The 14,881-nt window shown below is 58.3% G+C and carries 12 protein-coding genes, 1 tRNA gene and 3 pseudogenes; 10 read left to right on the plus strand and 6 right to left on the minus strand.

Annotated features, from left to right (window positions below; genetic code table 11):
• Positions 1-57 precede the first annotated feature (57 nt).
• The gene (locus ACF8EA_RS03475) at positions 58-1,566 is read right to left on the minus strand and encodes a YdgA family protein (protein ID WP_101196313.1); all 1,509 of its coding nucleotides are present in this window, start codon (positions 1,564-1,566) and stop codon (positions 58-60) included.
• A 446-nt stretch (positions 1,567-2,012) separates the two neighbouring features.
• Between ACF8EA_RS03475 and ACF8EA_RS03480 the strand changes: the two genes are divergently transcribed.
• From ACF8EA_RS03480 to ACF8EA_RS03525, 10 genes and pseudogenes are all read left to right on the plus strand, one after another.
• Positions 2,013-3,365, plus strand: coding sequence for an APC family permease (locus ACF8EA_RS03480; protein WP_101196312.1), 1,353 nt, complete (start codon positions 2,013-2,015; stop codon positions 3,363-3,365).
• Positions 3,366-3,649: 284 nt separating this feature from the next.
• Positions 3,650-4,639, plus strand: a pseudogene (gene mcpU / locus ACF8EA_RS03485) (methyl-accepting chemotaxis protein McpU); the annotation flags it as partial.
• A gap of 315 nt (positions 4,640-4,954) precedes the next feature.
• Positions 4,955-5,497 (plus strand): annotated as a pseudogene (gene mcpU, locus ACF8EA_RS03490) (methyl-accepting chemotaxis protein McpU); the annotation flags it as partial.
• Positions 5,498-5,642: 145 nt separating this feature from the next.
• Positions 5,643-6,602, plus strand: coding sequence for a cation diffusion facilitator family transporter (locus ACF8EA_RS03495; RefSeq protein WP_392521122.1), 960 nt, complete (start codon positions 5,643-5,645; stop codon positions 6,600-6,602).
• A 173-nt stretch (positions 6,603-6,775) separates the two neighbouring features.
• Positions 6,776-7,247, plus strand: a pseudogene (locus ACF8EA_RS03500) (hypothetical protein); the annotation flags it as partial.
• 707 nt (positions 7,248-7,954) lie between these two features.
• Positions 7,955-8,320, plus strand: a complete 366-nt coding sequence (locus tag ACF8EA_RS03505; protein ID WP_392521123.1) for a hypothetical protein — start codon at positions 7,955-7,957, stop codon at positions 8,318-8,320.
• A 216-nt stretch (positions 8,321-8,536) separates the two neighbouring features.
• Positions 8,537-9,001 carry a DUF3158 family protein gene (locus tag ACF8EA_RS03510; protein WP_392521139.1) on the plus strand — a complete coding sequence of 155 codons (465 nt, stop codon included), beginning with the start codon at positions 8,537-8,539 and terminating at the stop codon, positions 8,999-9,001.
• Positions 9,002-9,256: 255 nt separating this feature from the next.
• On the plus strand, positions 9,257-9,745 hold the full coding sequence (locus tag ACF8EA_RS03515; protein ID WP_054913897.1) for a type VI secretion system tube protein Hcp: 489 nt from the start codon (positions 9,257-9,259) through the stop codon (positions 9,743-9,745).
• Positions 9,746-9,754: 9 nt separating this feature from the next.
• Complete coding sequence (locus ACF8EA_RS03520) at positions 9,755-10,732, plus strand: hypothetical protein (RefSeq protein WP_392521124.1); 978 nt, start codon at positions 9,755-9,757, stop codon at positions 10,730-10,732.
• A complete protein-coding gene (locus ACF8EA_RS03525) occupies positions 10,729-11,094 on the plus strand; it encodes a hypothetical protein (RefSeq protein ID WP_274102151.1) in 366 nt (121 codons plus the stop codon). The genes ACF8EA_RS03520 and ACF8EA_RS03525 overlap by 4 nt, the downstream gene beginning before the upstream one ends.
• 778 nt (positions 11,095-11,872) lie before the next feature.
• Here the strand turns inward: ACF8EA_RS03525 and ACF8EA_RS03530 are convergent.
• The 5 genes from ACF8EA_RS03530 to pal all read right to left on the minus strand — a co-directional run bounded on the left by ACF8EA_RS03530 (position 11,873) and on the right by pal (position 14,830).
• Positions 11,873-11,948 (minus strand) — tRNA-Lys (locus ACF8EA_RS03530).
• A 60-nt stretch (positions 11,949-12,008) separates the two neighbouring features.
• A complete protein-coding gene (gene queC, locus ACF8EA_RS03535) occupies positions 12,009-12,683 on the minus strand; it encodes a 7-cyano-7-deazaguanine synthase QueC (RefSeq protein WP_010952369.1) in 675 nt (224 codons plus the stop codon).
• Positions 12,684-12,700: 17 nt separating this feature from the next.
• A complete protein-coding gene (queE, locus tag ACF8EA_RS03540) occupies positions 12,701-13,348 on the minus strand; it encodes a 7-carboxy-7-deazaguanine synthase QueE (protein WP_003254753.1) in 648 nt (215 codons plus the stop codon).
• 168 nt (positions 13,349-13,516) lie between these two features.
• Positions 13,517-14,323 carry a tol-pal system protein YbgF gene (gene ybgF, locus ACF8EA_RS03545; RefSeq protein ID WP_028698156.1) on the minus strand — a complete coding sequence of 269 codons (807 nt, stop codon included), beginning with the start codon at positions 14,321-14,323 and terminating at the stop codon, positions 13,517-13,519.
• A gap of 6 nt (positions 14,324-14,329) precedes the next feature.
• Entirely contained in the window at positions 14,330-14,830 is a 501-nt protein-coding gene (gene pal, locus ACF8EA_RS03550; protein ID WP_003254755.1) for a peptidoglycan-associated lipoprotein Pal, read from the minus strand.
• Positions 14,831-14,881 lie beyond the last annotated feature (51 nt).

Raw genomic sequence — 14,881 nt, forward strand, 5'->3', positions numbered from 1 at the left:
AGTGAAATCCTTGTAGGAGCGGGTTTACCCGCGAAGAGGCCGCAACAGGAGAAACCATCACCCCTGCGGCGACAGGGCTGCCAGATGCGCCGCCATGAACATGGCGAATTCTTCCACGGTCATTTTTCGGCCATTGAAATCGACCATGCCCTCGGCATAGTGCAGGCTGCTGACCACATCATCGCCCTGCACGGTGGCCATGCCGCTCTGCAGCGCCATCATGCCGACCATCTCCCCCGCCTGGCTCGACTGCATGGCAATGGCTTGGGCATCGGTCTGGCCATCCAGCAAGGCCTGCAAGGTCGCCAGGTCACCGATCATCGGCTTGGACAGCGACAGCTGGCTCTTCACCTCGGTAACCAGCTGCTTGCCCAGCTGATCCGGCGGCAGGTCGAAGCTGGCGGGTGCCGCAAAGTCCATGGACAGGTTGAAGCGACTCTCGCCATTGGCAGTCTTGAACGAGAGATTTTCCAGCGCCACCCTGGGCTTGGCAGCCAGCAGCTTGTGCAGGTCACCCTGGAATTTGGCTTTCTCGGCATCGTCCATCTGGATCTGCGGCACCGGCTGACCCGCAGCACTGGCGGCCTCGAACTCAGGCAAGTGCGACTGGTACCACTTCGACAAGGCCTGCAGCGCCGGGGCGTTGACCGAGGTCACGCTCACCGCCATCTGTGCCTTGCCTACCGCGCGGCCATCCCAGCTGATGTCGCCGACCTTGTACTCCGCGCGGCCACCCACGGTGTCCGTGCCCTCGAGGGTTTGCAAGGCCTTCTGCTCCAACCCCTTGATCAGCAGCACCTGCTGTTTCGGCCCAAGTGTGACCTTGGTTTCGGCCAACGCCAGATCGACGTTACCCACATAGATGGCATCGTGCGCGGTGGCTGCAAGGTTACCGCCAAACTTCAGCCCTTTGAGCTCGAACGTGGCCGGCGGCTGGTCGTCTTGCACCCGTTTAATCACGAGACTGTCGGCCTGGCCGTGGAACGTCGAGGCCTTGCCTTCCTTGTCCCCGCTGGCTTCGAACTGCATGCCCGAGAAATCCAGGCTGTTGCCGTCCGCTTCATCAAGCCTGAGCGGCGCCAGCTGAACCTGGCTGACCACACTGCCGCTGTAACCCAGGCTGGTCTGCGCACTGATCGGGGCCTTGCCACCCGCAGCAGCGAACCATGGCGCGACGGCCTCATCCTTCTGCAGCGTGCTGTTGCTGACCGCCATTACCGGCATCAGCTTCAGCGCCCTGACCCTGGACCAGGGAAACGGGCCGTGCTCGATCTGGTCGGTCACGCCCACGTCAAAATTGATCACTTCACCCTCACCCACGTTGATGTCGCGAGCCTTGAGCCGGTACTGGGCAGTACTGCTGAAGAGGTGCTGCTCCAGCGACACGCGCTCGATGCTCATGCTACCGCCGGTGCTGACCAGGGCCTTTCTGAGTTCGGCGTTACTGCGGGCAAGCGCGTTGTCCAGCTCTGCCGGCAGCTGCTTGCCGGTGTACCAGGCGCCTGCGGTAGTTGCGACGGCAATGGCGATAGCCAGGCCGGAAAGGATGCCAACTGTTTTCTTCATGAATAGAACCGATTGCTGTCCGTAAGGGCTTCGAAGGCGGCCAGTGGCCACGCAGAAAACGAAGAGTACCACCCCCGATTGGGCCGAGTGCTGGCTCAGGTCGAGAAATGCCATTTTTCGGACACGTCTGACACCGAGACAAGGCAAGCACAGGATTCGTTAATTTTTACGAACACGCCAATTGATCACAATCGCAAATAAACGCGCAAAAACCGAACAAAACCCGGATTTAATCGATAAATATTTCAATTCAGCAACATCTTGTCATGTTTAACTTGACACTCACCTATCCATCGTTTTTTATTTTCACCACTTTGCGCGCTCCCCCGCGCCTCCCGCCGCTCCAACATAAAAGGTGAACAACATGGAGCCCACCCGCTCGCCCTTGCCGCATGCGCAATACACCGTGCCCGTCGTTTACGCCCAGCAGCAGGAGCCATGCCAGCATGCAGCCTGACCAGAGCGCTTCCGGCCACGGCCAACTCCGCAAAACCCTGCGCCTCTGGCACGTGATCATCATCGGCCTGGCCTACCTGACCCCGATGACCGTGTTCGACACCTTCGGCATCGTCAGCGGGATTACCGCCGGCCACGTACCCAGCGCCTATATTCTGGCGCTGGCCGGCATCCTGTTCACCGCCGTGAGCTACGGCACCCTGGTAAAGCGCTTTCCGCAGTCGGGCTCGGCCTACACCTACACCCAACGCGCAATCAACCCGCACGTGGGCTTCCTGGTGGGCTGGTCTTCACTACTGGACTACCTGCTGCTGCCAATGGTCAACGCACTGCTGGCCAAGCTTTACCTCTCAGCCATGTTCCCGGAAGTGCCGGAGTGGATGTGGGTGGCCGGCTTCGTCACCCTGATCAGCCTGATCAACATGCGCAGCGTGAACCTGGTGGCGCACTTCAACCTGCTGTTCGTGGGTGTGCAGGTGGCGATCATCGCCGTATTCATTTACCTGTGCGTGCGCGGCCTGGACCATGGTGAAGGGCTGGGTACCACCTGGAGCCTGATACCGTTCGCCGACAGCCAGACCCAGTTCAGCGCCCTGGCCGCCGGTGCGACCATCCTGTGCTTCTCGTTCCTGGGCTTTGACGCGGTCACCTGCCTGTCCGAGGAAACTCGCGATCCGGCCAAGACCATCCCCCGGGCGATCTTCCTCACCGCATTGATCGGTGGCGTGGTGTTCATCACTGTGTCGTATTTCATCCAGGCCTACTTCCCGACCATGGCCCGTTTCCACGACCAGGAAGCGGCCCTGCCGGAAATCGCCCTGTACGTTGGCGGCAAGCTATTCCAGTCGATCTTCATCGCCTGCACCGTGATCAACACCATCGCCTCGGGCCTGGCCTCGCAAACCAGCGTGTCGCGCCTGCTGTATGTAATGGGCCGCGACAACGTGATCCCGGCCAGCGTCTTCGCCCGCCTGCATTCGCGTTACAAGACACCCGTGCTGAACATTGCCGTGGTCGGCGTCATTTCGCTGTCGGCGATCTTCTTCGACCTGGTGACTGCCACCTCGATCATCAACTTCGGCGCCCTGGTTGCGTTCAGCTTCGTCAACCTGTCGGTGATCAACCACTGCTACCTGCGTGAAGGCAATCGCAAAGGCCTGAGCAACCAGTTGAAGTACCTGGTACTGCCTACCATCGGCTTCTGCATCATCGTCTCGCTATGGCTGGACCTGAACGCACATTCGCTGATGTTCGGCGGCATCTGGGCTGCGCTCGGGCTGATCTACCTGGGCTGGCTGACCAAAGCCTTCCGCTCGGCACCGCCCAACTATGTCGCCGAATGACCCCTGCTGACCACAACGCCCGCGCCTGACCGCGGGCGTTGCACTTGATCGATAAGGAAAGCCTCATGCCGCTGCGTCGCCTATCCATCCAATGGAAGATCACCCTGCTCGCCGGGCTGTGCCTGCTGGCCATTGTCGCCTTGCTGGTAGCCACCTCGCTGACCCAGGCGCACCGCAGCGCTGCCCTGGTCAACCAGGCCAACACCGCCATGCTTGAAAACAGCGCCCGCCAGCGCCTGCAGGCCCAAGCCGAAACCCAGGCCTTGCGTATCCAGCGCTACTTCATGGATGCCTACCAGTACGGCAATGGCTTTGCCCGCCTGGTGCAAGTGCTGAAGGCCCGGGGTGGTAGCGACCTGCGCGCCGAACTGACCCGCCAGGCGCGTGCCAGCCTGGCCGGCAACCCGGACGTGATCGGCCTGTACCTGGTGTTCCAGCCCAATGCCCTGGACCAACAGGACAGCCAGTACCTCGGCCAGGACGCCATGGGCAGCAATGAGAGCGGGCGTTTCTCGCTGTACTGGTCACAACCCAGTCCCGGCACCCTGGAACTTGAAGCCATGCCGGAAACGATGCTCGGTGACAACAGCATTGGCAGCAACGGCGCGGCAAAAAACCGCTGGCTGACCTGTCCGCAGGACACCGCCAGAACCTGCATGCTCGAACCGTACCTCGACGAGGTCAACGGCCGTCAGGTGCTGATGACCAGCATCGCCCTGCCATTGCTGGAACACGGCAAGGTAGTCGGCGTGGTCGGCCTGGACATCGGCCTGGCCAATCTGCAGCAACTGAGCGTGGACGGCCGCCGCGATCTGTTCGACGGCCAGGGCCAGGTGAGCATCGCTACCGCCGCCGGTCTGCTGGCGGGCAACAGTCGCGACGACAGCGCGCTCGGCAAGCCCATGGACAAGGCAGTACCCGACGGCCTGCTGCGGGTGGCCCACCCCTTCACGCCAATCCCTGACACAGCCCCGTGGCAGGTTCTGCTGGAGCTGCCGGAAAGCGTGCTGCAGGCCCCTGCCGTCGCCCTCAACCAGCGCCTTGATGCCCATAACCAGAACGCCAACCTCACCAGCCTGCTGATAGGCATTGGCACGGCAATCGCGGGTTTGCTGCTGGTGTGGCTGACCGCTCGCGGCGTTAGCCGGCCAATCCTGGCCGTGGCTGCGCGCCTGGAAGACATTGCCAGTGGCGAAGGCGACCTTACTCGCCGCCTGGACTACGCCCGCCAGGATGAATTGGGCCAGCTCACCAACTGGTTCAACCGCTTCCTCGACAAGTTGCAACCGATTATCGCCCAGGTCAAAGGGTCGCTGCAGGAGGCACGCGACACCGCCGACCAATCGGCGGCCATCGCCAGCCAGACCAGCAACGGTATGCAGCAACAGCATCGCGAAATCGAACAGGTGGCCACAGCGGCCAACGAAATGAGCGCCACGGCCCTGGATGTCGCCCACAACGCCTCGCAGGCGGCCCAGGCCGCACGTGCTGCGGATCAAGCCAGCCAGGAAGGCTTGCAATTGGTCGACAGCACGCGCCAGGGCATCGACCGCCTGGCCGCAGGCATGAACACTGCCATGGACGAGGCGCGCGCACTGGAAGACCGCAGCGGACAAATCGGCTCGGTGCTTGAAGTGATCCGCACCATTGCCGAGCAAACCAACCTGCTGGCACTGAATGCCGCCATCGAAGCGGCCCGCGCAGGCGAAGCCGGGCGTGGCTTCGCCGTGGTTGCCGATGAGGTGCGCGGCCTGGCCCAGCGCACGCAGGTTTCGGTGGAGGAAATTCGCCAGGTCATCGAAGGCCTTCAGCAAGGCACCCAAGACGTGGTCGGAGCCATGCATGCAGGCCAACGCCAGGCCCAGGACAGCGCCGCACGCATGGAACAGGCATTGCCAGCACTGCAGCGCATTGGCGAGGCGGTGGCGGTCATCAGTGACATGAACCTGCAAATTGCCTCGGCAGCGGAAGAGCAGAGCGCGGTGGCTGAGGAAGTGAACCGCAACGTGGCCGGCATCCGCGATGTAACAGAGTCACTGGCTGGCCAGGCCGACGAATCAGCACGTATCAGCCAGGCATTGAACCGGCTGGCCAACCAGCAGCAGGCGCTGATGGAGCAGTTTCGCGTCTGACCTGCAAGGGCCTCTTCGCGGGCAAGCCCGCTCCCACAGGGGCGTAGTGGCTTTCGAGGCTGGTGCAGACCCTGTGGGAGCGGGCTTACCCGCGAAGAGGCCCTTGCAGACACAACAGCATCGTCGTTTTTACTGAGCACTACTCATGCAAACCGCAACCCGATCCACCTTCTTCGACATCACCAGCGAACAAGGGCTTTTACGCACCTCGATCGCCGCCACCCTGTTCATTGCCACCATCGGCATCGCCTTCGGCCTGGCCTCCGGCTCGTTCTCCATCATCTTCGACGGCGTCTACTCGCTGGTGGATGCCAGCATGAGCGGGCTGTCGCTTGTGGTGGTCAAGCTGATCACTTCGCACACCACCAGCGTGCAGATGTCGCGCAAGCTGCGCGAACGCTTCACCATGGGTTTCTGGCACCTGGAGCCCATGGTACTGGCACTCAACGGCGTCCTGCTCAGCGGCGTGGCCATCTACGCGCTGATCAACGCCGTCAGCAGCCTGCTGCAAGGCGGGCGCCACCTGGAGTTCGGCATTGCCATGGTCTACGCAATGCTGACGGTGATCACCTGCGTGAGCATCGCCGTCGTCGAGGCACGCGCCAACCGCAAACTGAAGTCAGACTTCGTGCGCATGGACGTCAAGGGCTGGGTGATGTCAGCCAGCATCACTGCCGCGCTGCTGATCGCCTTCTGCTTTGGCTATGCAGTACAGGGCACTTCGCTGGAATGGGTATCACCGTACATCGACCCGGCGGTGCTGGCGCTGGTGTGCCTGGTGATCGTGCCGTTGCCGATGTCGGTGGTGCGTCAGGCGCTGTCTGAAATCTTCCTGGTCACCCCCGGCGACCTCAAACTGCACGTGGATGAAGTGGCCAAGGCCTTCGTCGCCCGCCACGGCCTGCAGTCTTACCGCGCCTATGTCGCCAAGGTCGGGCGCTCGAGGGAAATTGAGCTGTATTTCATCGTGCCCAAGGCCATGGCGGCCAAGACCATTGATGAATGGGATGCGTGGCGTAACGAAATTGGTGACGCGGTGGGCGGTGAAGGGCCGGACCGTTGGCTGACGGTGGTGTTCACTGGCGACCCGGAATGGGCCGAGTGATGTGTGGGCGCTCTGCGCCCTTTTTCCGAAACCCGTAGCTCAAACGAAACTTCCACATCGCATCGAGCAAGTATCTCTGTCTGGCGGCGGCGGTCAGCGTCCGACCAATCAACCCCAGGCTCAAAACGTTTCTCAGCCGAGCCCCGATGACTTGCGCGTGAGCTAAGACGATGAGCGAGGCACGTAACCAAGGGAAGGTCAAGCAGGCATTGGGCATCTCGACCCGCAGCTACCTCCATACAGGCGAGATCGCCGGCTATGCCGACAAGGTATCTGGTGTTGCCAAAGCGTCGAATCTGGTCAAGAAAGGCACGTATATCGGTACTGCGCTGGATGTGGCCGCCACAGGCTTGTCGATTCATAAAGCCTGCACAATGGGCCGGGAAGAGCAGTGCCGCCGCGCCAAATATGTTGAAAGCTCGGCGTTGATAGGTGGCCTGGGAGGCGGCAGCCTCGGAGGGTATGCGGGAGGTATGGCAGGGGGTGGTGCTTGTGTAGTCGTTCTGGGATTTAGTACAGGCGGCCCTGGAGCGCTGGTTTGTGCTGTGGTAGGCGGTGCAGTAGGCGGTAAAATATTCGGAGACATCGGAAGCTGGGGAGGCGAGATGATGGGGTGATTTATTATATAGTGAGGTTTCAGAGTGAATGCAGTTGACCCTGGATGGATTGCGCTATTGATACTTGCCCCCATAACTCTGTCTATGATCGGGCTTTGTTACATCGCACACAAATATACTGAGCACTTTGAATCGTTTCTTCCGAATTGTACGTACGTGACCGGAAATAAGAAAATATTCCAGCATGCAGGCTTACTGGGCAAAGTCATGCGCACGGGATCGATCTCTCTGGTGCTGGCGATGCCGACAATTTTTTTGCGTAGAAACTTAATTGACTTAAATGAAGTTAAACGTTTCCCGCCCAACATGAAGCGGTTATTGGTGAGCCTGCTAACAATCCAAATCATGCTGCTAATCGCACTAACCATTTTCCATTATGTATATAGTTGAAGCTTAGCTGAGTGACATTAGCTTAATCGTTACGATGGCCAGATAGATAGCCCAGTCCCAGCTGGCCAACTCCAATCACCTTCAGTCCCAGTTATAAGTAGGCAAAGCCCCTTGTAGATATACTGCACTGACTGAGTTTTTATGATAGGTGCCCTGGGAGGCGGCAGCTTCGGGGGTATGGTAGGGGGGCGGTGCTTGTGTAGTCGTTCTGGGGTTTAGTACAGCCGGCCCAGGAGCGCTGATTTGTGCTGTGGTAGGCGGTACAGTAGGCGGAAAAATCGCCGGTGACTTCGGGAGCGAGAGAGGCGAGAAGGTGGGTGATTTTTTATATCGTGAGGTATCGGAGTGAATCAAGTTGACCCTGGATTAATTGCGTTGTTTATCCTTGTGCCCATGAATCTGGCGATGATCGTGCAGTGCTATATTGCGCATAGATACACTGAAGACTTTGAGTCGTTTCTCACAAATTGTAAGTTCGTGACTGGCAATAAAAAAACATTCCAACATGCAGGCTTGCTTGGTAAAGTCATGCGTACGGGATTGATCTCTATGGTACTTGCCATACCGACAATCTTTTTGCGCAGAGGCTTAATTGACTTAAATGAAGTTAAACGTTTCCCGCCCAACATGAAACGATTATTGGTGAGCATGTTAGCCATCCAAATCGTGCTGCTCATTGCGCTTACCATTTCCCATTATGCAGATCGTTGAAAAATAATTGACTGGCATTATCGGGACGATGGCCAGATAGATGGCCTCGTCCCAGCTGGCCAACTCCAATCATCTTCAGTCCTGGTTAGAAAGGTACAAAATTCCTTATTGCCGCGCGCGTCGTGGAGCTCCTTGCTCAAGAACGCTGCGTCGAGCAGTAAGGGGCGCTGCAAGCTGTTCCAGCGACCTGTTGCCCCAGAGGAGCTTTTCACACCCATGCGATCGGACGCCCGACCAACGGATGCACTGCAACAGGGTGCCTTCAAACCGCTGCAACAGGGTGCCTATCAGGGGCTGCAACAGAGTGCCTCACTAAAAGGCCTTTTAAAGCCCTTTAAAGGTGAGGGGGAGCTGGTCCAGTTGGCGGAGCATTGCGCATCGCTGGAGGCGGGGCTGCGCACCCTTACCCAGGAAGTGCTGGCCCAGGTTCGCCAACATCCATTCGCTCTGCTGGCCGTCAGGCTCATCGAACAAAACACAGCAGCTGGCACAACCTTTCTTCGCTGGCAAAGCGTGCAAGAGCGGCGCATGGGTCTCGGCGTATGGGCTCAGATGGTCCACGCCCCCAAAACACCAATCCACTTGCTGCAGGACCTGTTTGCCCTGGAGCAACACCGAATCACTCTGAACATGCAGATCAGCCTCGAGCTTCCCCTCCCCCCGATGAAGCCTCTCCACTAAATTTAGGCCGCAGCATGGCGGGCAATTTTGCAGGCGCCGCTCGTGAAGTTTTTGGTTGCAAGAACTGATCTTCGCCACCTCATTCCGCTTCGTCTAAACGCCCCATGAGCAACGCCTACCTGGGATATCCATCAGGACGACATGCTCGAAGCTACTGGTGTGGCTTCGTTTATACGTGCCTGGGAACATTTCGTTGCTGCAGGTGTCATACTCTCCCATCAGGATTCACCCAACCATTACCAAGGAGAGGTAAGCATGGCTTTCGACGCCTACATTCAAATCGAGGGCATTGCCGGCGAAGCGCTGGATGAGCAGTACACCAACTGGATCGAGATCAACAGCTACAACTTCGCTGTCAACCAAAGCACATCTGCCACCGCTAGCTCAGCTGGTGGTGCGACTTCAGGGCGTACGACCCTGTCTAATTTCACCTTCACCAAGTTTCTTGACTCCGCCAGCTGCAAGCTATTGGAGGCAAGCTGTGCGGGTGAACATCTCAAAGAAGTGAAGCTCGCGCTTTGCCGGGCAGGCACAGACAAGCTCAAGTACTACGAAATTGTCCTGGAAGAAGTGATCATTGCCGACTACTCGCAGAATGCCAGTTCAGGCGTTCCTATCGAGGTCGTTCAGTTGAACTACGGACGCATCAAGACTACCTATACACGACAGAAACGAACTGACGGTAGCGCTGGAGGAAATGTGACGGGAGGTTGGGACCGGATCAACAATAAGAAGTATGCGTGAGGTAAGCCGATGAGTGAGGCACGAAGCTTCGTTAATCCCAGAACCCAGTCCTACCAGTCTTTGAAAGCCAGCACTCCGCTATCTGGGCACGCCCGAGGCAAATTCGATATCCTGAATGCGCATATTGTCAACAGCGTTGTCCTGGGCGGTGAGCTGGTGATCGTCGGCGACCCCGATACACCCTCTTGCACCAGCCACGAAGCTTTTCTTATGGCCAAGGCTGCTCAGGTGCACGCTGGCTTGCTTACTAGTGGGGTGGACGCGGATGATTTTTTCCTGGAGCACTTCGACTTGCTGCAAAGCGTTCTTGCCAACGCTTCAATGGGAGTTGGTGCAGTCGGTGACGGCTGGAGCAGGCATCTGCAAAATATCAAGTACACACTTGAGGAGATCGAGAAATTACATCGCGATTACCTCGGCTCTGGCACCTTGAGTGCCCGCGACGCGTTTTATGCCAAGCGCACCGCTTTGTTCATGAAGCTCGAAAAGCAGTTGGGGAGCCTGACCGCGTACGGTTCAGGGTTACGTAATCAGGGAAAGATCAAACAAGCATTGAATATCTCGACCCGCAGCTATCTCCACACAGGTGAGATCGCCGGCTATGCCGATAAGGTGTCTGGCGTTGCCAGAGCCTCCAACCTGGTTAAGAAAGGCACGTACATCGGCACTGCGCTGGATGTGGCCGCCACAGGCTTGTCGATTCATAAAGCCTGCACAATGGGCCGAGAGGACCAGTGCCGCCGCGCCAAATATGTTGAAGGCACAGCTTTGATGGGTAGCCTGGGGGGCGGCAGCGTAGGGGGGTTCCTAGGGGGTATGGCAGGAACTGGTATTTGCGCAGTCGTTCTGGGGATTAGTACTGGTGGCCCAGGAGCGCTGGCTTGTGCTGTGGTAGGCGGTGCAGTAGGCGGTAAGATCCTTGGTGACTTCGGGAGCGAGAGAGGCGAGAGGATGGGTGATCTTTTATATCGTGAGGTATCGGAGTGAATCAAGTTGACCCTGGATTAATTGCGTTATTTATCCTTGCGCCCATGATTCTGGCGATGATCGTGCAGTGCTATATTGCGCATAGATACACTGAACACTTTGAGTCGTTTCTTACGAATTGTACGTTCGTGACTGGCAATAAAAAAACATTCCAACATGCAGGCTTGCTTGGTAAAGTCATGCGTACGGGGTTGATCTCTATGGTACTTGCCATACCGACAATCTTTTTGCGCAGAGGCTTAATCGACTTCAATGAAGTCAAACGCTTTCCGCCGAGGATGAGACGATTGCTGGTGAGTCTGTTAGTCATCCACATCGTGTTGGCCACCGCGCTTACCATTTCCCATTATGCAGATCGCTGAAAATAATTGACTGGCATTATCGGGACGATGGCCAGATAGATGGCCTCGTCCCAGCTGGCCAACTCCAATCATTTTCAGTCCTGGTTAGAAGCGTAAAAAATTCCTTTTAGATGAGCTGTCTACACTTTTAAGGCGTCACTCGTGATACCTCTGGTGGTAAGGACTGATCTTCGCCCCCATCTCCCCTGCCCCCTCCCATCTGTCTAATGTCCACACAAACAACCGGCAAAAATTGCCGCGCGCTTCGTGGAGCTCCTTGCTCAAGAACGCTGCGTCGAGCAGTAAGGGGCGCTGCAAGCTGTTCCAGCGACCTGTTGCCCCAGAGGAGCTTTTCACACCCACCCTGCTATTCAGATCGATGACATCAGGCGTAAAGACGACGCCGGCACCCCGAACGTCTGCAAGTCAAACAGTCACGCCCAACAGCGCTCGCACCTCCCCTTGAACCAGCACTGCGAGCGCCGAGCCATCCGCCCGTAGTTCGACGAACAAGGCAGAGCTATCCCAAGTCATCGTGCTAGGAAACTGGCGCCATGGTTTCGGCTGCGTGCGATTTATGACCATGCGGACGCGCGGTTACCTATAGCCGTGATAGCCCGCAAACCCGCTAACTCATTGACTTTTCTAGGGCAGACACGAAAAAGCCCACCATGACTGGCGGGCTATTCCATATTTACATCACGACGAAGCGAGCCTAAGGTTCGCCTCAGACGGCTGCAAGACTAGAAACTGGCTGAGGCAAGCCTCCCTCCCTAGTACTCACGAACCGCTTTGCATATGGTGGGTCGTGTAGGATTCGAACCTACGACCAATTGGTTAAAAGCCAACTGCTCTACCAACTGAGCTAACGACCCGTTGGATGGCGCGTATAATACTGATTTCTAACGAGAAATCAATACCCCATCAAACTTTGTTCAAAAATACCGCGTCGGGTCTTCGATACCGGCTGCCTTGAAGCCATCGGCGCGCAGGCGGCAGCTGTCGCATTTGCCACAGGCACGGCCGTCATCGTCGGCCTGGTAGCAGGAAACGGTCAAGCTGTAGTCCACACCACGAGCCATACCAGCTTGCACGATCTGAGCCTTGCTCATGTTCTGCAGCGGCGCCTGGATGCGGAAGCCCTGCCCTTCTACGCCAGCCTTGGTCGCCAGGTTGGCCATACGCTCGAAGGCCTCGACGAACTCGGGTCGGCAATCCGGGTAGCCAGAGTAATCCACGGCATTGACGCCAATGAAGATGTCGCGCGCTTCCAGTACTTCTGCCCAACCCAAGGCCAGCGAAAGGAACACAGTATTGCGCGCCGGCACGTAAGTGACCGGAATGCCTTCACCCGGGGCTTCCGGCACGTCGATGCTGCTGTCGGTCAATGCCGAACCGCCGATACCGTCGAGGTTCAGCCCAATGACCTTGTGCTCGACCACACCCAGGTCGCGGGCCACGCGGGCAGCGGCGTTCAGCTCGGCACGATGACGCTGCCCGTAGTCGAAGCTCATGGTGTAGCAGCTGTAGCCTTCGGCTTTGGCCATGGCAACCACGGTGGCTGAGTCCAGGCCACCGGACAACAGGATTACTGCGCGTTTTTCGGTCATGTATACGTGCTCCTCAATCAACGTCCGGGCTCGTCGTTCCACAGCAGCTTGTGCAACTGCAGCTGGAAGCGTACGGGCAAGTTGTCGGCAACGATCCAGTCAGCCAGGTCACTGGCGTTCACCTGATGATGGCTGGGAGAGAACAACACCTCACCGGCACGCTCAGCCAGGTTGTACTGAATCAGCTTGGATACCGCCCAGTCATAGTCCTCGCGGGAACAGATGACGAACTTTACCTGGTCGTTACGCGTCAGCTGCTCGATGTTCTCGTAGCGATTACGGTGCGACTCTTCGGAACCTGGGGTTTTCAGGTCGACCACACGGCTGACGCGGGTGTCGGTGCCGGCAATATCCAGCGCACCGCTGGTCTCCAGCGACACCTCGTAACCGGCGTCACACAGCCGCTGCAGCAACGGCAAGGCGTTGGGCTGCGCCAGTGGTTCGCCACCGGTGACACAGACGTAGCGCGGCTTGAAGCCGGCCACCTGCTCAAGGATCGAATCAAGGGTGCGCACGGTACCGCCACTAAAGGCATAGGCACTGTCGCAGTACTGGCAACGCAGGGGGCAACCGGTGAGGCGCACAAAAACCGTGGGCAGCCCGGCCGTTCGCGTCTCACCCTGCAAAGAGTAAAAGACTTCGGTGATGCGTAATGTGTCTTGCATGCTCGCCACGGGCGTGACAGCTAAACAGGCTGTCCGCCTCCGTCAGGCACTGTTGCGGACTCGACATAGCGTTATCCGCAGCAGCGTGTTTAAGAAAAAAGGGCAGTGATTCTAACGAAAAAACCCGCGACTGGCGCGGGTTTCTTTCGAGCGGTACAGCGGGGACGCCTAGAGCTTCTGCAGGTCACGCTGGGCCAGTTGAGCAGCAGAGGTGCCCGGGTACTGGGTGATGACCTGCTGCAGGATGCCCTTCACCTTGTCGGTATGACCCATACGGCGCTCGACATCAGCCAGTTTGTACAGCGAATCAGGCACCTTGCTGTGCTTCGGGTACTTCTGGCTGACCTGGGCAAAGGCCTGGCTGGCGCCTTGCAGGTCGCCCTTGGCCAGGTTCACTTCACCCAACCAGTATTGGGCATTACCGGCGTACTGGCTGTTGGGGTACTTGCGCAGGAAGGCGTTGAACGCCTGGCTGGCCTTGTCGAAGTCTTTCTGTTTGATCAGGTCGAAAGCAGCGTCGTAGTAGAGCTTCTCTTTCGCCGGATCACCGGGCTGGCTACTGCCGGCCGGTTGTTGCGCAGCAGCACCTGCTGCGGCATCGGGGGCGGCATTGGACGCACCACCACCGGAGGAATTGTCAGGGGTTGCGGCAGGCGCAGCGCCACTGTTGATGCGACGGTCCAGGTCCTGGTAACGCTCCAGGTTTTCCTGCTTCATGCGCGACACATCGTTTTGCAGCTCTTCGATGATGCCTTGCTGGCGGGAAAGCTGATCCTGCATCTGTTGCAGCTGCATGAACAGCTGGCCCTGTGCAGAGGCAGGGGCCGAAGCCCCTGACCCGGCATAGGCGCCGCTCGTGCCATAACCCACAGGCGGATAGCTGCCTGCGTTGTCATCTACTACAGGGACCTCAGCCCAGGCCGCAAGCGGCAGGCTGAGTGCGAGGACGGTTACTACACGGCGGCACATACGCATAAGAACTTACTTACGCAGTTCTACGCGACGGTTCTGAGCCCAGGACTGCTCGTCGTTGCCGGTAGCAACTGGACGCTCTTCGCCGTAGGAAACCAGTTCCAGCTGAGCAGGGGAAACGCCCTGCAGAACCAGGTAGCGCTGAACGGCCTTGGCACGACGCTCACCCAGAGCCATGTTGTACTCGCGGGTGCCGCGCTCGTCGGTGTTACCTTCCAGAACAACACGGTTGCCGTTGGCTTTCAGGTCCTTGGCGTGAACGTCCAGAGCGCGCATGGCTTCTGGCTTCAGGTCCGAGCTGTCGTATTCGAAGTAGAAGGTGGTGATTGCGCGCAGAGCGGCTTCTTCGCTCAGGGAGCCGTCAACAGCGCCAGTGTTGGCACCGTAGCCAGCGTTAGGGTCTACAGCAGCGCCTTCGCCTGCGTTGTCACCGCCCTTAGAGGAGCAACCTACAGCTACGGCCATGGCCAGGGCCAGCGCAGCAAATTTACCAAACTTCAGCATTTCCATCGTGAAACTCCTAATGAAACCCCAGTGTGTTAAGCAAAATGTATTACGCCG

Origin of the sequence: Pseudomonas sp. YQ_5 (assembly GCF_043103305.1) — a bacterium.
GTDB classification, from domain to species: Bacteria; Pseudomonadota; Gammaproteobacteria; order Pseudomonadales; family Pseudomonadaceae; genus Aquipseudomonas; species Aquipseudomonas putida_Y.